The 21,630-nt window shown below is 67.7% G+C and carries 17 protein-coding genes; 1 reads left to right on the top strand and 16 read right to left on the bottom strand.

Going from position 1 to position 21,630, the window contains the following annotated elements; all coding sequences use genetic code 11:
* Positions 1-13: 13 nt before the first annotated feature.
* The 8 genes from WKW77_RS00945 to WKW77_RS00910 all read right to left on the bottom strand — a co-directional run bounded on the left by WKW77_RS00945 (position 14) and on the right by WKW77_RS00910 (position 12,114).
* Positions 14-1,240, bottom strand: a complete 1,227-nt coding sequence (locus tag WKW77_RS00945; RefSeq protein ID WP_340354954.1) for a catalase family protein — start codon at positions 1,238-1,240, stop codon at positions 14-16.
* Entirely contained in the window at positions 1,237-2,748 is a 1,512-nt protein-coding gene (locus WKW77_RS00940) for a Dyp-type peroxidase (protein ID WP_340354953.1), read from the bottom strand. The genes WKW77_RS00945 and WKW77_RS00940 overlap by 4 nt, the downstream gene beginning before the upstream one ends.
* Positions 2,730-4,025 carry a hypothetical protein gene (locus tag WKW77_RS00935; protein ID WP_340354952.1) on the bottom strand — a complete coding sequence of 432 codons (1,296 nt, stop codon included), beginning with the start codon at positions 4,023-4,025 and terminating at the stop codon, positions 2,730-2,732. Before WKW77_RS00935 ends, WKW77_RS00940 begins: the two co-directional genes overlap by 19 nt.
* 7 nt (positions 4,026-4,032) lie before the next feature.
* The gene (locus WKW77_RS00930; RefSeq protein WP_340354951.1) at positions 4,033-4,464 is read right to left on the bottom strand and encodes a hypothetical protein; all 432 of its coding nucleotides are present in this window, start codon (positions 4,462-4,464) and stop codon (positions 4,033-4,035) included.
* A gap of 62 nt (positions 4,465-4,526) precedes the next feature.
* Positions 4,527-6,398: a GMC family oxidoreductase gene (locus WKW77_RS00925; RefSeq protein ID WP_340354950.1), complete on the bottom strand. Its 1,872-nt coding sequence runs from the start codon at positions 6,396-6,398 to the stop codon at positions 4,527-4,529.
* A gap of 21 nt (positions 6,399-6,419) precedes the next feature.
* Positions 6,420-8,948, bottom strand: coding sequence for a hypothetical protein (locus tag WKW77_RS00920; protein ID WP_340354949.1), 2,529 nt, complete (start codon positions 8,946-8,948; stop codon positions 6,420-6,422).
* 143 nt (positions 8,949-9,091) lie between these two features.
* Complete coding sequence (locus WKW77_RS00915; protein WP_340354948.1) at positions 9,092-10,468, bottom strand: serine hydrolase domain-containing protein; 1,377 nt, start codon at positions 10,466-10,468, stop codon at positions 9,092-9,094.
* A 29-nt stretch (positions 10,469-10,497) separates the two neighbouring features.
* Positions 10,498-12,114 carry an MFS transporter gene (locus WKW77_RS00910; protein WP_340354947.1) on the bottom strand — a complete coding sequence of 539 codons (1,617 nt, stop codon included), beginning with the start codon at positions 12,112-12,114 and terminating at the stop codon, positions 10,498-10,500.
* Between the two features lie 138 nt (positions 12,115-12,252).
* Between WKW77_RS00910 and WKW77_RS00905 the strand changes: the two genes are divergently transcribed.
* Positions 12,253-13,788 carry an alpha/beta hydrolase gene (locus WKW77_RS00905; RefSeq protein WP_340354946.1) on the top strand — a complete coding sequence of 512 codons (1,536 nt, stop codon included), beginning with the start codon at positions 12,253-12,255 and terminating at the stop codon, positions 13,786-13,788.
* 2 nt (positions 13,789-13,790) lie between these two features.
* Here the strand turns inward: WKW77_RS00905 and WKW77_RS00900 are convergent, their stop codons facing one another.
* The 8 genes from WKW77_RS00900 to WKW77_RS00865 form a co-directional block, all read right to left on the bottom strand.
* The gene (locus WKW77_RS00900; protein ID WP_340354945.1) at positions 13,791-15,218 is read right to left on the bottom strand and encodes an MFS transporter; all 1,428 of its coding nucleotides are present in this window, start codon (positions 15,216-15,218) and stop codon (positions 13,791-13,793) included.
* A 4-nt stretch (positions 15,219-15,222) separates the two neighbouring features.
* A complete protein-coding gene (locus WKW77_RS00895; RefSeq protein WP_340354944.1) occupies positions 15,223-16,428 on the bottom strand; it encodes a multidrug effflux MFS transporter in 1,206 nt (401 codons plus the stop codon).
* A gap of 163 nt (positions 16,429-16,591) precedes the next feature.
* Positions 16,592-17,134: a methylated-DNA--[protein]-cysteine S-methyltransferase gene (locus tag WKW77_RS00890; protein ID WP_340354943.1), complete on the bottom strand. Its 543-nt coding sequence runs from the start codon at positions 17,132-17,134 to the stop codon at positions 16,592-16,594.
* A 16-nt stretch (positions 17,135-17,150) separates the two neighbouring features.
* Positions 17,151-17,783: a PqiC family protein gene (locus WKW77_RS00885; RefSeq protein WP_340354942.1), complete on the bottom strand. Its 633-nt coding sequence runs from the start codon at positions 17,781-17,783 to the stop codon at positions 17,151-17,153.
* Positions 17,780-19,390: a PqiB family protein gene (locus WKW77_RS00880; RefSeq protein WP_340354941.1), complete on the bottom strand. Its 1,611-nt coding sequence runs from the start codon at positions 19,388-19,390 to the stop codon at positions 17,780-17,782. Before WKW77_RS00880 ends, WKW77_RS00885 begins: the two co-directional genes overlap by 4 nt.
* Positions 19,387-20,070, bottom strand: a complete 684-nt coding sequence (locus WKW77_RS00875) for a paraquat-inducible protein A (RefSeq protein WP_340354940.1) — start codon at positions 20,068-20,070, stop codon at positions 19,387-19,389. Before WKW77_RS00875 ends, WKW77_RS00880 begins: the two co-directional genes overlap by 4 nt.
* Entirely contained in the window at positions 20,067-20,690 is a 624-nt protein-coding gene (locus WKW77_RS00870) for a paraquat-inducible protein A (protein ID WP_340354939.1), read from the bottom strand. The genes WKW77_RS00875 and WKW77_RS00870 overlap by 4 nt, the downstream gene beginning before the upstream one ends.
* The gene (locus WKW77_RS00865) at positions 20,687-21,607 is read right to left on the bottom strand and encodes a LysR family transcriptional regulator (protein ID WP_340354938.1); all 921 of its coding nucleotides are present in this window, start codon (positions 21,605-21,607) and stop codon (positions 20,687-20,689) included. Before WKW77_RS00865 ends, WKW77_RS00870 begins: the two co-directional genes overlap by 4 nt.
* Positions 21,608-21,630 lie beyond the last annotated feature (23 nt).

Raw genomic sequence — 21,630 nt, 5'->3', positions numbered from 1 at the left:
AAACAGGCAGTCCCTATTCGAACGCCTCGTCCCCCGTCGGCTCGAAGTGCGGCACCGCATTCATGTTGTGCCGCAGCGTCGACAGCGCCCAGTACATCCGCTTTCTCGCACGGCTCTGGTTGCCGAGCGGCCGATGCTCGGCAATGGTGTGCCAGGGGTTGTATGAAAGCCGCTTGGCAAATTCCATTTGCGCGGGCGAATCGAACTTCTGGCGGGGCAGGCGCAAGGTCGCGACGCTGATGCGCGGCGAGAGTTTCTCCGGCCACAGCACGCCCGCGTTCTCGATCGGCATGAGGTGCGAGTCGGTCTGCATCTGGATGCGGAAGTCGAGTTCCACGTCGCCTTCTGCGAGGGAAGCCACCATCGCGTTGCGCAGATAGTCGTCGGGCGGACGCAGCGGCAGGCGCGGGATCGGCGTGCGCTTGTTCGTCTTCGGCCACACCGAGTACTGCATCGCTTGCCCTTCGCCCATCAGGTACGGCACGCAGCTGAAGTACGGCGCCTCGAAGGGGCTGCTCTGCGTCTTGATGAAGAGCGACTGCATCACGAGGTCGAGGATGTGCGACTCGCGCAGGTTCACGAAGTAGAAGATCTGCGCGTTCTTCACGCTCTCGATCTGCAGGGCCGCATTGCAGCGCGCGTCCGGCGTCACGAAGGTGGGCGTGGAGACGGCGAACATGTCCAGCGTGTGCTTCTCCTCGTCCATCAGTTTGTCGCCGGGCACGCCCATGAGCTTGATGCTGATGCTCATGAAGCCCACGTCGTCGATGTCCGGGGTGATGTAGGGTCCGGGCCCCGAGAAGCGCACCCATGCGCGAAAGGTCTGCGGCTTCGCGTAGATGCCGCGCTTCATGTGTTCCGGGATGTCTTCGTGGACGACGAACTCGCCGCGCACGATGCCCTGCGTCTTGGTGTTGCCGCCGCGCTCGAAGCCGCCGGGCTTCCACAGGTCGGTCATCTGGCGCGTGAAGCTCTTGACGATGGAATCGGTGAAGCTCTCCTCGTCGGGCAGCAGGCGTTCTTCCGCGATGCCGAGCCCTTCGTTCTGACGCCGGCTGTTGATCAGCGATGTGGTGAAGCGCGCCAGCGGATCGCGCAGGAAGGCGTCGAACGCCGGCCTGAACAGCGGATCGAAGCGCCGCTCCAGACGGATGAACGCCATGCCCGCATCGCTGACCATGTTGCGCCACAACGAGCCCGTGTTGGCGCGCGGCGTCGGACGGCTGGCGTTCGAATTCATGGCTCTCCCTTCGCGATATAGCGCAGCGCACGAAGCCCGGGCAGGAAGAAGTACGCCCCGCCGAGCACGGTCACGAACTGCGGCAGGCCGCACACCCGCTGCGCCGGTCCAGCGGCCACGGGCATCGAGAAGCAGTCGGTCGCGGTGCCGTCGGCGCGCGGGAGGTGGTTGCCGATCAACGGATCGCTTTCGTCCGGCGATCCGTTGAAACGGATGCCCGAGAGCCAGGCCGACTGCACGAATTCGAACTGCCGCGCGATGTTCGCGCCGAGGCAGATGAAATGCAGCCCGGTGCCCTCCTGCGGCACCTGTCCTGCGACGGCGTCGGCAAGCGAGACGCCGGGGCCGTATTCACGCCCGCGCCGCAGCAGCCGATGGAAGCGCGTCGAGGCGACGAGATCGCCCGCGAGCGCCTCGGCATCGAAGCCGAGTGTTCGCTTGGCCCAGGAGACGAAGCCCGGCGGCCCTGCCGGCAGATCGGCATTGCGCGGGTTGCTGCGGCGGATGTGCGCACCGATCGGGCAGCGCAGGCCCGCGTCGTCGTCGCGGTAGGTGAAGCTGTTGCGCGGGTCGTCCTCGCCGTCGATCGCCTCGTTGGTACGGCCCACGAGCGGCTCGCCGTCCATCGTGCGGCCGACCATCGCTTCGGCGAGCCGCTTGCGGTCCGTCGGGTCGCCCTGCACCTGCGCGTCGATGAAGCGCCAGAAGCCGGAGACATCCTGCTCGAGCTGCCGCAGCACGAGGTAGCTGCCGTTGCGGCCGAAGTCGGCCTTGTCGGGCGCCTCCTCTGCGGGCGAGAGCAGCGCATCGGGATCGCGCTGCGGATCGAGCAGCGGCCGATCGGTGTAGCCGCCGTATTCGTTCGGATAGCCCAGCAGGTACTCGCCGAGACACGAGAGATTGGTGTAGTCCTCGCGCTCCTCGTCGCGCGCCGGGCGCTCGCGCTGCCAGTCGATCGTGGGTTCCGAGATGCCGTCCACGAAGCCGAAGGGCTCGACGCCGTCCATGTCGGACGTGCCGAGGCCGGCAAGCTGCACGAAGCCCTCTTCCGCGCCAGCCATCGCCTCCATGCCCCAGGCTTCGAGGCCGCCGGGTTCGGCATAGAGCATCACCATCACATGCGGGATCGCCTCGGGCGCGCCGCCCCACTGCCACTGCGCGGGATCGCTCGGGCCAATGTCGCCCAGCCGCCGTGCGTGCGCCGGATCGCTGCTCATGCCGACGATGAACTCGCTCGAGAAGCCTTCGATGATGTCCTCGGCCACGCCGAGCGCGCGCAGGCCTTCGCTCGTGAAGGCGATCTGCAGCGCGGTCGTGGGTGGCGGCTCCTGCGTCATGGCGCTGGTGATGCGCGCGTTCGCGAGCCACGCACGCGCGGCATCGGCATTCGTCACGCGCAGCAACAGGAAGACCGCCTGCGTCATGCGCCTGTAGCCGAAGCGCACGATGCCCTGGATGTCCTCGTAGTCGACCTGTCGCGCCGGGCGCCTCATAGCAGCCTCACCCATGCGAGCGCCTCTTCGTCGCTCATCGATGCCATCTCGAAGCCTTCGCGGATGCGCTGGTTGCGGTTCAGGTCCGTGAGGGTGAGGCCGGGGTAGGCCTTGTACCAGACCTGCGTGGGCAACTGGTGTCGGCGCTGGTAGTACTTGAAGCGCAGTTCGTGGCGCGCCCCGCCCTTGATCAGCCAGTCGGTGCGCGGCCAGCCGAAGCCGTTGCTGAAGATCAGGTTCAGGCCCCACGCGGCCTTGTTGATGAAGTCGTCCATGTAGCTCTCGTGGCTGCCGTCGTAGTTGCTCGCGAACAGCACCCGCGCCTTGTCGTCAAGGAAGACCCAGCGCGCGAAGTGGATCGTCTGCACGCGCGCGAGATGCCCTCGGCCGAAGACATGGCGCGCCGCGTAGTCGATCAGCAGCAGCAGGAGCTGCGTCAGCCTGCGGCGGAACCAGCCGGGCTTGACGGGACCGAGCGCGGTGAAGCTGTTGGTGAGGTCGTGGTCTTCGAGCTGCTGCATCTCGCGCACCGCGGCCCGCTCGGGGCGCGGACAGAACTCGGGATCGCTCTTCTCGTGGCGACGCAGCAGCACGATGGCGAAAGGCGCGAGCACGATGATCAGCGGCAGCAGGATCAGCCCGATCAGGGGAATGCCCACCGCGTGCAGGACATTGCGCAGTTGCCAGTCGAAGGGCGTGCGCTCCTCGGATGTCAGCAGTAGACGGCCCTGGAGCTGCTCCTCCTGCACGAAGGCCATCAATGCGTGGCGCGCGGCCTGCGGATCATCGGCAGCGGTTCCGTCTCGCGGCACCTGCGAAGACAGCGCTTTCTGCAGCGCGGTGTTCTCGCGGACCTGCCTGACGGTGCGGCCGATCCAGTTCACATAGCCCGCAGAGGTGGGCGTCTGATGGGCCTTGAGCCAGGCGAGCAGATCTCCACGCGCATCGAAGCCTTGGCAGTGAGCGAAGATGCGACGCAGCCCCTCGCCTGCCTTGTCGGCGAACTCCGCGAGCTGCGCCTGCGCCGGCCCGTCGCATTCGCCGAGGAACGCGAGATACAGCGGCGCCTGCGGCCTCGGAAGATCGAAGACCTCGAAGTCGGCGCCGACGGTGTCGGGGAGTACGGCGAAGCGCGCGAAGTGCAGGCGCTCGAATTCGCCAAAGGGCACGAGTGCATTCGCAGGATCGGCCATGCCCGGCAACAGGTTCATCGTGTCCAGCAGCGCACGCAGCCCGGACTCCCGGTCCGGCACGATCGCTGCCACCACCATGAAGTGGGATTGGGGCGTCACCGCATCATCAGAACTTGAGGCAGAAGTCGATCAGCCGTTCCTTGCCCCAATACACCTTGCCCAGGTAGAAGTCGGGCGAAATGAGGCGGATCTCGTCGCGGATCCAGTGCGCGACCAGCGAGGTGGCGGAGTAGTCGAGCACGATGCACTCCTTGCCGTCGAGCCAGCTCTCGCCCTTGCCGACCTTGGCGACGATCGCTTCGACGCCGAAGGGCGTGACCTTGTTCTTCAGGACGCCCTTCTCGGCATCGAAGACTTTGCCCTGCCACCCGAAGAAGTTGATGATCTTCGCGATCGATTCCGTGTAGCGCGTGCCGGGCGCGATGATCGCGGTGCCCTCGGCTTCGCCGTTGGGGATGTCGCCGGCCGGGCTTGCGCGGAACAGGTCGTCGAGCTGCTGCTGCGACATGTCCAGCAACTGCTGCACGTCATATGCCATACGCCTTCTCCTCGGGGGGAAGCCCCTGTGTTCACAAAGTGTCTGCCGACCGACGGGGGGCGTCAATTTGCCGAAAGAGGTGTGCGCCCCGCCTCCTGCAGCAGCACGTCGGCCGCCTTCTCCGCGATCATGTAGACCGCCGCGACCACGAAGAAGCCCGGGATGCGCGGGAACACCGAGGCATCGACCACGCGCAGGCGCTTCACGCCGTGCACCCTGAAGGTGCTGTCGAGCACGCCGCCCTCTTCCTCCGCGCCGATGGGGCACGAGCATGAGGCGTGATGGCCCCATGCGGTGTCGCGCACGTACGCGGCCAGCGCCTCGTCGCTCTGCGCATCGGGGCCGGGTGCGATCTCTTCGGCGATCCAGCCGCTCTCGATCAGCGGTGCGGTCATGCGGCGCACGAAGCGGATCGCCTCGACCACCGCCCGAAGGTCTTCGCTCGTCCCATCGCTGTGTTCGTCGAAGTAGTGGAAGTCGATCTCGGGCGTGTCGCACGGGTCCGCCGAGCGCAGGCGCACGGTGCCGGCGCGATTGCGCGTATGGGCCTTGAGCACCGCCCATGTGAGTCGGTCCTGGTAGTCGCCGATCCACTTCGAGAAGCCGCTGAAATAGCCCTCGAAGCGCGCCAGCAGCGCCATGCAGAACAGGTCCGGTGCCTGCCCGCCCCGCTGCGCGGACTGCGAACGCTGCACCACGCCGAGCGCCGCACCGTTCGACGCATACATGCCCGACTCGCCGTTGTTCCAGTGGCGCCACAGCGTGTCGTCGCGATCGAAGCGCGCACCATCGAGCACTTCCCACGGCGCGCGCATGCGGTGGGTGACCGCCACCTCGTAGCGGTCCTGCAGATTGCGCCCGACGCCCGGAAGATCCACGCGCACCGGGATGCCGAGTGCCCTCAGGTGATCCGCGGGACCGATGCCGGAGAGCATGAGCAATTGCGGCGTGTTAAACGCGCCGCCGCACAGGACGACTTCGCGCTGCGCCCGGACCTCATGCAGGTCACCGTTCGATGAACGCGGATGGGCATGGGCGCGATAGAGCCTTTCGCCCTTGCGGTACTCGACGCCGCTGACGCCGCCATCGGAATCGAACAGCAGCCGCGTGGCGAGCGCACCCAGTTCGATGTGCAGGCGATCGGGATGCCGACCTGCGACATCGACGAGCCGCTCGCGCACGCCAGTACGCCGGTGGTCCCGGGTGGAAAGGGGGGTGTAGCAGATGCCCTCGAAGTCCTTGCCTGCAGCGCGCCGTGCATTGGGATCACCCATGCCGCCGCGCAGCCAGCGCAGCGTGCTGAGCAAGGGCGTGGGCAGGCTGCTCGTGAAGGTCCGCGCGGTGTCGCGCAGCACGCGCACCAGGCCGTCGTCGCCGAGCACGGTGAGCGGGATGGCCTTCTCGGTGCGCAGCCAGCCGTGCCAGCCATGCCCGGTCGGATCGAGCCCGAGATGCCGCAGCGCCCGCCACACCGGGCGATGGCGGCAGTCCTCCACCCGCTGCGCATAGCGCCGCATGTGGCTCGCACGCCAGGAGAGATCGCCGGTGAGCTGCGCGATGTGGTCCCAGTCCGAGGCATGCGGCAGCATGAAGATCATCGCGTTGTGCGCGGTGCAGCCGCCGAGGCCCGCCGCACGCGGATAGAACACGCCCTGCCCCGGCGCGTACTTCCAGTCCCGGGCCTGCTGCGCCTCGTCGGCGTAGTGGCGCACATGGAAGTTCCAGCTCATCGCCGGGTTCTCGCAGGCGAAGGCATGGAAGGCCGGCACGTCGTAGTCGTCCGGCAGGCGGCTGTCGCCCGCGCGCGGATCGCCCCCGGCCTCGATCAGGAAGACGCGCATGCCCGCCTCGGCGAGCCGCGCCGCCAGCGTGCCGCCGCCCGCGCCCGATCCGATGACCACGTAGTCCCACTCGGTCGGGTCGGATCCGTGCATGAGGCGCGGCCGGCGTCGCGGTCAGAAGGTCTTGAGAAAGGCGATCAATGCGCGCTTGTCGTCATCGCTCAGCACCGGCTCGCGGCCGAACGATTTCTCGTCGGCGCTCAGGCCCTCCTGCTGGTTGAATTGCGCGGTGCCGAAATAGTGGCCGCGATTCACCACGAAATCGGGGCACTTGCTCAACTCCAGCATCGGGCCACGCACTGTGGAGAAATGCTTGCGCAGTTCCTCGTCGCTCGCGCCTGCGGGCACCGTGGCGAGCGTGCGCTTGAGCTTGACGAGAAGTTCCCCCACGTCCTTCACATGGCTGATCTTCTCGTCGACGCCATCGGCCTCGGCGCGCAGCTTGAGATTGGCCAGCAGGTTCACCGGCACGCCCTTGGGAATCGGCCCGAGCACGACGTCGCCTTCGTCCTTGACCAGCCACGGCAGCCAGCGGTGCAGCATGCCTTGCAGCGGCTGTGCCGCTTCGGGCACGAAGCCCGCGGGAACGGTCACGGTGCTGCGCTCGGTCGTGCGGTCGATCATGCCGCCGGCCTTCGCGCCGAGTTCGGGATCGGTCTTGCGCTTCTCGGGCCACAGCATCTGTTCGATCGAGGCATCGAAGACCTTCATGCGTGCTTCGACCGAAGGGTTGTTGTCGGGGTCCGCCTCGCCGACCGTGTTGTTCAGGAGGAACGGCGCGGTCGACCACGCGCTGATCAGCGAAGGCACGCGCGTGAAGCCGCGCCCGCCCGCGGGCATCAGGTAAGGCTTCGGCTCGCCGGTGAAGGGATCGACGATGGTGATGGTGCCCACCGAAGGCAGGTTCTTGTAGGTCTGCGACGAGAAGTTGTCCCAGATGTTGCCGCGCAGCGCGTTGGTCGCAAGCGGGCTGCACGCATTGGTGCGCAGCAGCGTCACGGGGATGCGCTGGTCGGTGGAGAGGTAGTTGCCGTCCAGGAAGTCCGGCGCCTGGACGACCTTGCGCATCTGCGCCTTGTACTCGTCGGTCTGCGTCCAGTTCCAGTAGCGCTTGAAGCATTCGACGTAGCCCGGTCCGGCGCAGCGCGCAGGCGTCAGGCCGAGCGATTCGGGCAGCGGCGGCGCCTTGCTCGAATGGCAGCGCGCGCAGGTGTCCGCGAACGCGACCTTGCCGCGATCCAGCGTGGCGGCATCGGCCCCGTATTTGTCGCCGCCGGGGGCGTCCTTGAGGTGGTCGGGCTTCGCAGCCTTCAGGAAGAACTTCGCCGTGTCGAAGTTGCCGATCTCGGTGGCCTGCCAGTAGCTCGAGTTCTTCTGTGCCGATGCGATGAGGATCGGCGTGATCGTCTTGCCGCCGGCCACGGGATTGAAGTGCAGCAGCCACTCCTCGCTGAAGAGGCCGATGTTCAGGTACACGCGATTGAGCGCCCCCAGGAGCCCGACAGAATCCGCGCCATCCTTCAGCACGCGCGGCGTGCGCACGATGCTGTCGCCCTTCGAGAAGAACCCGGTCAGCGGCCCGTCGGAGAGGAAGTCGTTGAACTGCTTGTTGTCCAGCTCGCCGCCCGCGAGCTTCTCGGCGCCGAGCCGCTTGGCCAGGCCCATGCGCGCGCCGAACTCGTACACCGCGTTCATGGTGCGCGGGTTGTTGATCATGTCGGTGGAGACCAGCGAGGTGTCCATCGTGCCCGGCCGGTAGGTGTGCGCGAGCTGGTACATGTAGTTGGTGCGGCCCTCCGGCTTGTTCGAGTTGTGGATGAAGAGCCGGTCCACCCACATGTACTGCGCACCCACCGACGAACTCAGGTTCTCGAACTTCGGGCTGTTCGGATCCGCGGGCGGCTTCACCGGGCTCGGCCCGAGGTGGCAGAAGCCGCAAGACATCCCGACGCGGTACGGCCGCACGAGGTCCTTGCGGTTGTAGTAGCTCGGGTCGGTGTAGTACTTCTCGGCATCCCATTCCTTGGCGGCCTTCTCGTCGAAGGCGGGATTGGGAAAGAGCCTGAGGCCCGCGATGCCGGTCGCATAGCCGTAGTACGAACCCACCGGCTGCGTGGTGCCATCGCCCAGCGGCTGGCCGCGCGAGCCGATCTTGACGCCCGGATACTTGCTCTCGTTCTCGAAGGGGTCGGGTGCGCAGTCCTTGCTGCGCACGTCGAGCCACAGGCCGCGGCGGTTCTTGTCGGGACCGGTGGCGTTCTCGAAGCAGGGCTCGTTCACCAGCCCGAAGTACTTCCACCGATTGGCGCGCGAATAGCCCTGGCTCGGATGCGAGCTGATGATCTTCAACAGGTCGAAGGCGCCGAAGGTGTATTCGGTCATCAGGTTCCAGAAGCGGTCGTTGCCGCCGCTCCAGACCAGCCACATGTTGCGGCCGCGGATCTCGTCGGGCGAGAGCGCGATGCCGTTGTCCATGTCGTGGAAGTAATCCTCTTCAGCCTGCGGAAACGACTTGGCGTCGCGCCCGGCCAGCCGGGCCTCGTCGAGAACCTCGCCGGGCTTCGGGCCCTTGGAACACGCCGCAAGCACGGCGCAAGCGAGAAGCGGCAGGAGACTTGCCGCGCGCCAGCTACTCTGGGTCATGCTTTCCCTCCTGCGTCAGCGCCCGCGCCCGCGCGAGCGGACGGCTGAGATGGCGCAGTTTGGAGGGGGGTGCCCGCCTTGGGTATCAGCCATGCGCGCTAACGCGAAGGGAGTATGCGGCGCAGCGCAGTGCAAAGGCCCTTTCAGCGCGTCTTGCCGGCCTTGCGGTAGCGCCCTGTGACCTCCGCCACCATCGCCTCCTTCGGCAGCAGCTTGGTGCCGCCGACCCACAGTTCGGTCGCCCTGCCCTTGCCGTCACGCACGCGGCGCACCGTCTGCCCCGGGCTGTTGAATGCGGAGGTCTTGCGGATCGTCCCCTCGTCCTTGCCGGTGATCGTGAACTCGGTCGTGGCACTGTCGAACGGCGTGAGCATCGCCGGCGCGATCTGGCAGACCACCTTGCCCATCGCGACCAGATCGGTGGTGCCCCACATCGACCACCAGCGGCCGTTCCAGTCCTGCAATGCCTTCGCCGGTGCGCCATGCATACCAAAGGCGGAAAGGATGCTCGCGATGCCGTCGACCCATGCAAACGCCAGGCCGTCGATCGCGTTGGTGAGAACGGTGATGGTGAAGCCCGTCGCCGGAAAGCGTGCCGTGCGCGAGATGAAGCCCTGCAGGCTGCCGGTGTGGCCGAACCATTCCTTCGGCCCGCGCTCGTTCATCATCGTGCCGAAGCCGTAGTGGAACTCCAGAGTGTTGCACTCGTCGCGCCAGCGGCGATGCATCATCTCGCGCCGGCTGGCCGGCGAGAGGATGCTCTTCCTGCTCTCGGGCGCGAGCTGCGCGAAGAAGCGGGCCACATCCGAAGCAGTGGAGACGAACCCGCCCGCCGGCGCGATCGCGTTGCAGGCGTTGTCGCCCGGCACGATCAGTCGCTGACCGAACGGGAACTCGGTGGTGTGGCCCGAAGCCATGGGCGCGGACTTCGGCAGTTGCGGCATGTCGGGCACTGTCTCTTTCAGACCGGCGGCTTCGATCACGTTGCGCGCGATCCAGTCCGTGTACGCCGTTCCGCTGACCTCCTCGATCAGGATGCCGAGCAGGCCGTAGCCGTGGTTCGAATACTTCAGCTGAAGTCCGGGCTCCAGCGGCTGCTTCTTCCTGAGTTCGTCCAGCAGTTCGGCGCGCGACAGATAGGGCCGACGATCGAGGAACTGGCCGGCGTCCGCACCATCGCGCACCACGCCCGCCCCGTGCGACAGCAATTCGCCGATGCGCGCCTTGGCGAGATCCTTGTGCAGGCCGCCGACGTAGTGGCCAATGGGATCGTCGAGCCCCAGCTTGCCCTGTTCGCGCAGCAGCATCACGCCGCTGGCGGTGAAGGTCTTGGAATGCGAAGCGATGCGGAAGCGATGCCGCGGCGTCATCGGCTTGCCGGTGCGCATGTCCGCGACACCGACGCCGAACTCGGCCATCACCTGGTCGCCCTGGGCGAGGGCCACTGCGCAGCCCGGCTGACGGTGGCGTTCGATCTGGAAGTCGAGCCACCGGGGGATGTAGTCCAGGGCGGCGGGCATCCACGAGGGACTCTTTTTCTCATTCCTCTTCATGGGCTCTCGGGTCTCCGATCAGAAAAAGGGGCCGGGAGTGTAGCCGGCCGGCGGCCGATGAAGAACCACGCGCTCAACGCACTCAGCAGCGCCAGCGCCGCACAGATGCCCATCACCCACCGGAATCCCGACACGAACGCCGCGTTCACCGCATGCCGTAGCGCCTTGCCGCTCGCCTCGTCCACGCCGGGCGGGAGCGCCGCGCCCGCAAGCTGGCTTCGCTGCGATTCGAGAAACGCCGTGGCCTGCGCGGATGCACCCGCATCGCGCAGCCCCGCCGCCAGCTGCGAATCGAACGCCCACGCCATCACCACCCCGAACAGCGCGATCGCGAGCACCGCGGCCGCGCGGGACACCGCGTTGTTCACGCCCGATGCGACACCCGCCAGGTCCGGTCCGACGGCGTTCATCACGGTCGTCGTGAGCGGCGCGACGGTCACGGTCATGCCGAAGCCCAGCACCACCACCGCGGGCAAGAACGCGGTCCAGTAGTTGACGCCCACGCCCGGCACCGAGAAGAGCGCGAACCCCACCGCTGCGATGCTCGGCCCGATGACGAGAGGGCCGCGCGGTCCGAAGCGATCGACGAGCTGCCCCGCCCATCCCGACAGCGCGAACATGATGAGGATGAATGGCAGCAGCGCCGCACCGGCCGCTGTCGCCGAATAGCCTTGCACCTGGATCAGGTTGAGCGGGAAGAAATAGAGCCCGCCACCCAGCGCCGCATAGAGCAGCAGGGTCAGCAGATTCGCCCCGCCGAAATTCCCGATGCGCATCAATGACAGCGGCAGCATCGGCGAGCGCACGCGCAGTTCGACCACCACGAACGCGATAGCGGCGACGACGCCCGCGACGAGCGCGGCGAGCACCGTGGGCGCGTTCCAGCCCTGCGTCGGCGCTTCGATGAAGGCATAGACCACGCCGCCCAGCGCAAGCGTCGCGAGCGCAGCGCCCGGCACGTCGAGCCCGGCCGCCGACTCGCCGCCCCGGCTTTCCGGCACATGCCGCCACACGATCAGCAGCACCGCGATGGCCATGGGCACATTGACCAGAAAGGCCCAGATCCACGAATAGCGGTCGACGAGGAAGCCGCCGAGCACCGGCCCGATCGCGGCGGTGATGCCGCTGAAGCCCGACCATGTGCCGATCGCGCGGCCGCGCTCTTTCTCCGGGAACGATGCGCTGATCAGCGCCAGGCTGCCCGGAACGAGCATGGCGCCCCCTACGCCTTGCGCGGCGCGCGCGAGGATGAGCTGCTGCACATCGCGCGACAGCGCGCATGCGACCGAGGCGATCGCGAACAGCGTCACGCCGATCGCGAAGATCCTGCGTCGCCCGAAGCGATCCCCCAGCGCGCCGCCGACCAGCAGCAGCGCCGCAAGGAACAGCGCGTACGACTCGACCACCCATTGCGCCTGGAAGGCCGTCGCGTGCAGGTCCGCCTGGATCGCTGGCAGCGCGACGTTCACCACCGTGCCGTCGATGAAGGCCATGCTGGAGCCGATGATCGCCGCGGCCAGCACCCAGGGCCTTGCGGCCGGCGCGCAGTCTGCCGTCTCGCAGCCGTGGCGGATCAGCGCGTCGTCGCCCGGCGGCTTGCCGATCTGGGTCATTGGGTAACCTCCGTGCGTTGCACTGCGGTGCGAGCCCCCTTCGGAGCGGCCGGGCGCGGGCTCATGGGTTGCCTTCCACTTGCCATCGAAGGCTCGCCAGTATGAAGGCAAGCGGCACGCGCCGTGCAAGGCGATCGAATGCGTGCATGCCAACGCACCCTGCGTGCTAGATTGCCCGCCGGCAGCGGCACGATGCCGCGCAAGGACGAGAGGGCTGCAATGGTTTCCCGGTTGTTAAAGTTCCTGAAGTGGACTGCGCTGGTGCTGGTCATCGTGATCCTCACGGCAATCGCCCTGCGCACCTACGACATCCACCGCGGGCCGCCGCTCGAGCTGTGGCACACCTTCGTTCCCCACGAACTCTCTCGCGACGCGCTTCGCAAGGCCGACTGGGCCGCCTACATCACCGCCGAGAACAGCGCCTTCGACGAAGTGCGCACCCAGGTCACCGAGAAGCTGCCGCCCGAAGCGCAGGTGCCCAGCAACCGCTACTACAAGGACAGCGTGATCTATCCGTCCCGCTTCGCGCAGGACTGGAACCGGTCGTACATCCTCGAGCCCGAAGGCGCGCCGCGCGGCGCGGTCGTGCTGTTGCACGGGCTGACCGATTCGCCCTACAGCCTGCGCCACATCGCGCGCCTGTACCGCGATCGCGGCTTCGTCGCGGTGGCGATCCGCATGCCGGGCCACGGCACGGTGCCCTCGGGGCTCACGAAGGTCGATTGGGAAGACTGGTCGGAGGCCACGCGCCTCGCGGTGCGCGAAGCGCGGCGGCGCGCGCCGGCGCCGATGCCGCTGCATGTGGTGGGCTTCTCCAACGGCGGTGCGCTCGCGATGAAGTTCGCGCTCGACGGGCTCGATGACCAGGCCCTCGCACGACCCGACCGCGTCATCCTGATCGCGCCGATGATCGGCATCACGGAACTCTCGCGCTTCGCGGGCGTGTTCGGCTGGCCGGCGATCTTCCCGGCGTTCGCGAAGGCGGCGTGGCTGGGCATCGTGCCGGAGTTCAACCCCTTCAAGTACAACTCGTTCCCGGTCAACGGTGCGCGGCAGTCGTCGCTGCTCACGCGCGACCTTCGCGCCCACATCGCGCGCGAGGAAAGCGCGGGCAATCTCGCGAAGCTGCCGCCGATCCTCACCTTCCAGTCGCTGATCGACTTCACGGTGAGCACCCGCGCGATCGTGACCGGCCTCTATTCACGCTTGCCGGCCAACGGCAGCGAACTGGTGCTCTTCGACCTGAACCGCAGCGTCAAGTTCGGCCCCCTGCTGCGCTCGGGCAGCGACCTGCGGCTGGACCGCATCCTGCCGGCCGCGCCGAGAAACTTCCGCTCGACCATCATCACCAACACCGGGCCCGACAGCCGTCAGGTGGTGGAGCGCGTCACCGAGGCCGGCGCGACCACCGAGCAGACGCGCACGCTGGACCTGGAGTTTCCGCTGGAGGTGTTCTCGCTCTCGCACCTCGCGCTGCCCTTTCCGATGAACGATTCGCTGTATGGCATGCGGCCCGACAACACCGACGAATTCGGCGTCAACCTCGGCTCGCTGGCGATGCGCGGCGAACGGGGCGCGCTGATCATCAGCCTCGATTCGCTGTCGCGGCTATCGTCGAATCCGTTCTTTCCCTACATGGCCGAGCGCATCGGCAACGCCATTCCGGCCCAATAGCTTCAGGCGTGGCGGGGGGTGGGCTGGCGCGTGCGCAATGTGCTGAACACCGCCGCGACCGCCGCGCAGCAGGCGGCGATGGTCAGCGCGATCACCTGGCCCTTGCCGTCATGCGGCGGCCAGAAGCTGAAGACGCCGGCCAGGATCACCGCGCCCAGCGTCTGGCCCGTGAGCCGCGCCGTGCCCAGCATGCCGCTCGCCGCACCGCTGCGATGGGCCGGCGGCGAGGTCACGATCGTGTGGTTGTTGGGCGACTGGAACAGCCCGAAGCCGAGGCCGCACAGCACCATGCGCCAAGCGATGTCTGCGTTGCCCGGATGCGCGGGCAAGGCGGCCAGCAGCGCCAGTCCCGTGGCGAGCGTCGCCAGGCCGATTCCGCCGAGCAGGCCATCGGGATACTTGCCGATCAGTCGCCCTGCGATCGGCGCCATGAAGACGATGGCGAGCGGCCATGCGGTGATTAGCAGGCCGGCTTCGAAATGCGAACGGCCATACGTCTCCAGCAGCAGGAACGGCAGCGCGATGAACGACAGCATCTGCGCGCAGAACGCGCCGACCGAGGTGCCCATCGACAGCGTGAACACCGGAATGCGCAACAGGTCGACCGGAAAGAGCGGCACCGCGAGCGAGAGCTGCCGCCGGATGTAGACGAACCCGACCGCCACGCCCGCCAACAGGATCGCCCACGCCCCGGCGCCAACGCCCTGCCCCGAGTCGCCGCGCACGCCAAGCCGGTCTGCGCCAATGAAGATCAGCGAGAACATGAGCACGTTGAGCAGCACGTCGATACCCGAGAAGCGACGCCCCGATGCCGGGGCGGCTTCGCTGACCGGCAACGCCTTCATGCCAAGCACCAACACGAGGATGCCCAACGGTACGTTGAGCGCGAAGAGCCAGGGCCACGAAGCGACCGACAGGATCGCCGCCGCGACCGATGGCCCCGCGACCGATGCAGTCGCCACGACCATCGAGTTGATCGCCATGCCGCGCCCAAGCTGCGAGCGAGGGTAGACGAGCCGCACAAGCGCCGAGTTGACGCTCATGATCCCCGCCGCGCCCAGTCCCTGCAGCGCCCGCGCGCCGATCAACATGCCGAGCGAATTCGAGAAGGTCGCCAGCACCGACGCCGCCGCGAAGAGCGCCATGCCCACCAGGTACACACGCCGGTAGCCGATCAGGTCGCCGAGCGAGGCGAGCGGCAGCAACATCACCAGCGTCGCGATCTGATAGGCGTTGACTACCCAGATCGCATGGGAAGCGTCGGACTTCAGTTCTCGCGCGATGCCGGGCAGCGCGAGGTTGACGATCGTGCCGTCGAGCACCGCTACCGCGATGCCGAGGATGATGACCACCATCGCATGCCAGCGTTGCGGTATCGGCAGGCCGTCGCGGGCGCCGACAGCGGGTGTACGTGCTGCTGTCGCCGACATCGATTCACCCGGCCGCGTAGCGGGTTGCCCGGCGGCCTCCGAGCGTGATCCAGGCGAGCACCACCGCGATCAACGCGCCGCCCGCCATGCCCGCGACCATCGGCAGCGGCCGCCCGTCGGTGAAGAAGCCCACGACCGTCATGACCACCGCACCGGTGAGCATCTGCAGCGTGCCGAGCAGCGCCGAGGCGGTGCCGGCGATCGCGCCGTGCTGTTCGAGCGCGAGCACCGAGGTGGTCGGGATCACGAAGCCCATCAGCGCGCTCGCGATGAAGTACAGCGCGATCAGCACCGCGAGCGCGTCGCCGCCGCCCAGGTAGTAGAGGAACATCGCCGTCATCACGAGGCCGCAGGCGCTGACGCTGGTCTTGACCACGCGCACGATGCCGAAGCGTTCGCACAGCATGCCGTTGAGCTGGGCCGCGCCGAAGAAGGCCGCGGCATTGACGCCGAAGGCCACGCTGTACATCGTGGGCGACAGGCCGTAGTGGTCGATCATCACGAAGGAGGAGTTCGCGAGATAGGTGAAGAAGCCCGCCATCGCGAACGCGCCGATGAAGACGAGCCCGAGGTAATGCGTGTCGCGCAGCAGGACGCCGTAGGCGCGCAGCGCGCTGCCCAGGCTGCTTTCCACACGCTCCGCGGCGGGCCGGGTTTCCTTGAGCACCCACGCGATGGTCGCCAGCCCGATCACCGCCGCGATCGAGACCGCCCAGAACACGCCGCGCCATCCGGTGAGCGCGATGACTGCGCTGCCGGCCAGCGGCGCGAGGATCGGCGACACGCTGAAGACCAGCATCAACAGCGACATCAGCCGCGCCGCGTCGTTGCCGGTATGCAGGTCGCGCACCACCGCGCGCGGGATCGCCATGCCGGCGGCGGCGCCGAGGCCCTGGACGAAGCGCAGCGCGATGAGTATCTGGATGTCGGTCGCCAGCGCACAGCCGATGCTCGCGAGCGCGAAGAGACCCAGCCCGAAATACAGCGGCGGCTTGCGCCCTACCATGTCCGACACCGGCCCGTACAGCAGTTGTCCCACGCCGAGCGCGAGGAAGAACACCGTGAGGCTCATCTGCACCGGCCCGATGGCGGCGTCGAGGCTGCTGCCGATCTCGGGCAAGGCGGGGAGGTACATGTCGATCGCGAACGGTCCGATGGCCGACAAGAGGCCCAGCACCAGCGCGATCCTGAAGAAGCGCGAAGAAGTCACCCGGCAGATTGTCGCCAAGGTCCGGATGATCAGTGCGATGCACGAAGCACAGAGATGTGCTAGCCCCCAGCCTCGCCCACTTCTTGTGGTTCGGGCATTTCCTGGCAGGGGGCGGCCCCGGCGGCCCGGCGAAGCCGGTTCGGCGGAGTTCCTGGTTTCTGCGTCAGAAAAGCGGTGCGGTACCGCTTTCCGGCCGCGCGCCCTCGATCGCCAGCATGCGCAGCTTCGACGCCGCACCGCCGTGAGCCGAGAAGCCGCCCCACTTGCCGCCTGCAGCAAGCACGCGGTGGCACGGCACCACGGGTGCAAACGGGTTGAGTCCGAGCGCCTGACCGACGGCTCGCGCCAAGCCCTTATCCCCGAGTTCCTCCGCGATGTCTCCGTAGGTCCGCGTGCGGCCGGGCGGGATTCGCCGCGCGATCGCGTAGACGCGCTGGTGAAACTCGCTCACACCATCGAGGTCCAGCTCGATCTCGGCGAGGTCCAGCGGCTCACCCTGGAGCAGCGCCCGGATCGAGGCCATGGCGCGCTGCACCTCGGGCGGCGGCTCGCACTCGTTCAGCGCCGGAAAGCGCCGCGCCATGCGCGCCCGCGTGGCACTGTCCCCTGCTTCGGGCAACTGCACGCCGACCAGCCCGCGCGGCCCCCACGCGATGCCGCAAGCGCCGATAGCGGTCGTGAACAGCGCGAAGCCGGTCGGGTTCATGGCGGTGGCCCGCAGCTCAGGCCGCGCAGGTCGGAATCTGGTTCGCCTTCACCGCCGACACACTGCCGGCGATCGCATCGGCCAGCCTGGCGGTGACGCGCTGCGCGCCTTGCGCCAGCGCATCGAAGCCCGGGCCCACCGGCTCGGAAATCGACAACTGGCAGCCGGTGGCCGGGCTCTCGTCGGTGCGGCGCACGGTCCAGGTGAAGCTGGCATCGACCCGCTTTCCTTCGACCGCATCGAATTGGCCCAGTTGCACCGCGATGCGTGTCGCGGGCTGGCCGCGCTGGCGCCCGGTCTTGGTCACGTCGACCGCGCCCAGCCGGCTTGCGATGCCGCTGCCGAGCGCATCGCGCAGTTCGTCCTCGAACGACGAGGACCAGCGATGCTGTTCGAGGATGTCCACTGCCGGGCTGTCCGGCGTGTCCTTCTTGCGCACCACGAACTGCGGCCGCGCGAAGCGTTCGGGCATCGCGATCGGCGCGAGTTCGATGTAGGCCGGCGCAGCACCGGTCTTCGCTGCGGCAGGCGATGGCGGGCTCGCTTCGGCGAGGCTGTAGTACTGCGGCCCGCCGGCACTGCCGCAGGCGGCCATCAGACAGGCGGTGGCAAGCGCCGCAGCGGCGAGGCGGAAGGGGTTGTTCTTCATTTCTGCTTGTCCTCCGGTTTGCCGCGCAGCAGGGATTCGGGATGCCGCTCGAGGTAGTCGGTCAGCACGCGCAGCGAGCCGGCGGCGCGCGTGACCTCCTGGAGCGTCTGGCGCAGGTCCTGCTGCAGCGGCGAGTCGTCGGCAATGGTTTTCTCGGCCGTGCTCAGCGTGCGGCGCACGTCTTTCACTGCGGCGGCCATCTCCGGCGAGACGTTGTCGTTCAGGCCCTTGATCAGTTGCTCGCTGGAGACGAGCGTCCGGTTCAACGAAGCGATGGACTTGCGCAGGTCGCCGCTGATCTCGTCGAACGGCACCTTGTTGAGCTTGCGCGCGATTTCCGTGATCTGCGACTGAAGCTCGTCCAGGCTGTTGGGCGCGGTCGGCAGTTCCAGCGGATTGCGCGTGGTGTCGAGCTTGGCCGGCGGCGCATCGGGGAAGAAATCGATCGCCACGTAGACCTGCCCGGTCAGCAGGTTGCCGGTTCGCAGCTGGGCGCGCAGGCCCTTGCCGACGAGAAACTGCCACCGGTCGAGTTGCGTGAAGCGCGGGTCGGGCTGGGTGGTCGCGCGGCGCCGTAGACGGTCCGGATAGATCTGGATCACGACCGGCATCTTGAACTCGCGCTCGTCGCGATCGAACTCCACCCCGATGGACTTGACCTCGCCGATCACCACGCCGCGGAAGTCCACCGGCGCGCCCGGCGACAGCCCGCGCAGCGACTGGTTGAAGTAGAGCAGCATGGTTTGCGACGGTCCGTCGGGCTCCTTCATCGCGGAGGTTTCGTCGTTTGAGAGCGTGAAGGCCGTGTTCTCCTGCGCCACGGGTCCGCTCACGTCGTCGGGCGACTGGAAGGCGATGCCTCCGAGCAGCACGGTCGCCAGCGACTGCGTGCGCACCTTGAGGCCGCCCGCGCCGAGTTCGACGTCGAAGCCGCTCGCATGCCAGAAGCGCGTGTTGACGCCGACGAACTTGTCGTAAGGCGCATTGATGAACACGCGCAGCGTGACGCCACGCCCGTCGCCATCCAACTCGAAGGCGGCGATCTGGCCGACCTTGATGCGGCGGAAATACACCGGCGAGCCGATGTCGAGCGAACCCACGTCGCGCGCGCGCAGCAGGAACTGCCGCCCGGATGCGTCGCGCGTCACGATGGGCGGTGTCTCGAGGCCGGTGAATTCGCCCGAGCTGTCCTCGGAGGTGCCCGCATCCGCGCCGATGTACGCGCCAGAAAGCAAGGTGCCGAGGCCGGAGATCCCCGACGTGTCGAGCCGCGGCCGGACCACCCAGAAATGCGTGTCCTTGGCGGTGAAGCCCGAGGCTTCCTTCTTGAGCTGCACCAGCACGCGCACGTGCGACCGGTCGTGCGCCAGGCGGATGTTCTGCACCGTGCCGATCTGCACGTCCTTGTACTTGACGGCGGTCTTGCCGGCCTCCAGCCCTTCGGCGGTGCGGAAGGTCAGCACGATCTCGGGGCCGCGCTCCATCAGCAGCTTGACGACCAGCGTCACGCCGACCAGTGCCGCCACGATGGGGATCAGCCAGATCAGCGACGGCAGCCAGTTGCGCCGTTTCGCGACCGCCGGTGCGGCCAGCGGGGGTGTGGTCATGCGGTTTCTCCACTTCTCTTCATTTCGTCCTCGGCGCTGGCTTCCGGCGCGGGTGCGTCCCGCACGTCCCAGGTGGAACGCGGGTCGAAGCTCAGCGATGCGAGCATGGTCAGCACCACCACCGCACCGAAGGCGGCGATGCCGAATCCTGCGGTGATCTCGGCAAACCCATGGATGCGCACCAGTCCGGCAAGCAGCGCCACCACGAAGACATCGAGCATCGACCAGCGGCCGATCACTTCGAGGATCCGGTAGAGCTTGGCGCGCTCCAGCTGCCGCCAGTCGCTGCCGCGTTGTGACAGGTAGGTGAGCAGCGTCAGCGCCGTCAGCTTGAAGAGCGGGACCAGGAAGCTCGCGACGAAGATCAGCGCAGCGAGCCCGTACGCGCCCGAGACCCAGAAGTAGATGACGCCGCTCAGGATGGTGTCCTGCTGCGTGCCGAACAGGCTCTTGGTGATCATCACCGGCAGCATGTTCGCCGGCAGGTAGAGGATGGCCGCCGCGATCAGGTAGGCCCAGGTGCGGTTGAAGGTGTCGGGCTTGCGGCTGTGCAGCTTCGTGGCGCATCGCGCGCAGGGCTCGCCCTCTGCAGCGCCTTCCCACACGGAGCCGCAATGGTGGCAGCTCTTGAGGCCGCACCGCACCGCGGTTTCGACGACAGGGGCCAGCGGATCGCTCATGGCTCTTGTCCCGGCCGCGGCTCGAAGGCCATTTCCCAGAAGGCGCGCGGGTTGAACGAAATGACGGCCGTCAACAACACCGTGAGCCCCGCGAAGGCCCAGAGCGCCGGCCCGGCGATGACCTGCGCCATGCTGCTCAGCTTGATGATCGCCACCAGCACGCCGAGCAAAAACACCTCGACCATGCCCCAGGGCCGAAGCGATTGCAGCAGCTTCACCAGCACGCCGAAGCCCGCCGGACGGCGCTCGTAGGCCATCGGCACCAGGAGGTAGGCCAGGATGCACAGTTGCAGCAGCGGAAAGAGGATCGTCGTCGCCAGCACCAGCAACGCGACCGGCGACATGCCTTCGGAGGTGAGCGCGACCACCGCCCCGGCGAGCGTGGTCTCGCTCGACAACCCTTGCAGCTCCATCTCGACGATAGGGAACAGGTTGGCGATCGCGAAGAGGATCAGGCAGGCCACCGTGAGCGGCAGGATGCGCGCGCTCTGGTCGCCGGCGTGCCGGTCGAGCTCGGTGCCGCAGCGCGGACAGTGCGACACCTCGCGCGGGCGCAGCGCGACGCGGCGGTAGATCGCGTCGCAGCCTTCGCAGACGATGGCGTCGGGGATTTCTTTCATGGCTTGGGCCGCCCATTGTCGGTGACGTTGGCGACGAGAAAATCAAGCACCGCCCGTACCCGCGCCGGAAGCCTCCCGGCCTTGCCGAGATAAACGGCGTGGATCGGGGCGACGTCTCCCGGGTTGAATTCCTCCATGACCGGCACGAGGCGGCCCGCGTCGATGTCGCCCTGGACGTGGTAGCGCGACAGTCTCGCGAGCCCGAGTCCTTCCACCACCAGCACGCGCAGCGTCTCGCCATCGGCCGCGCGCACATTGCCGGCGGCGGGCATCTCGATCGTGCGGCCGTCCACGCGCAGCGCCCATTCGGCCGACCTTCGGTGACGCGTGTAGCCGAGCCTGTTGTGCGCTTCGAGCTCCTCCGGCGTGCGCGGGGTGCCGTAGCGCGACAGGTAGGCAGGCGAGGCGACGATCACCTGCCGCGTCGTGCCCAGCCGGCGCGCGACCAGGTCGGACGGCGGCAGTTCGCCCCAGCGGATCGCGACGTCGGCGCGCTCCTCCATCAGATCGACCACCCGGTCGGTGAGCGAAAGATCGAGCGTCACGTCGGGATGCTGCCGGGTGAAGCGCGGGATCAGCGGCGCCAGCACATGGTGCCCGAAGGACACGCTCGCGTTGATGCTGACCCGCCCGCGCGGCAGCGCACCGGCGGCGGCGCAGCGCTCGGCCTCGTCCATGTCGGCCAGCACGCGCACGCTGCGCTCGTAGAAGTTGCGCCCCTCGGGCGTGAGTTGCAGCTTGCGGGTCGACCGGTGCACCAGTTGCGTGCCCAGCCGCCCTTCCAGCCGCAGGATCAGCTTGCTGACCGCCGAGGGCGTCATCCCCAACACGCGGGCGCCGGCCGAGAAACTGCCGCGATCGACCACCTGGACGAAAGCTTCCATTTCTCCGGAGCGATTGACTTCGATACGGGGCATGGCGATTGGCGATTTGTGACTTC

This window comes from Variovorax ureilyticus (genome assembly GCF_037889935.1).
Classification (GTDB): domain Bacteria; phylum Pseudomonadota; class Gammaproteobacteria; order Burkholderiales; family Burkholderiaceae_C; genus Variovorax; species Variovorax ureilyticus.
Note: the sequence above shows the minus strand (reverse complement) of the source record. Positions and strands in the feature narration are given on the sequence as shown.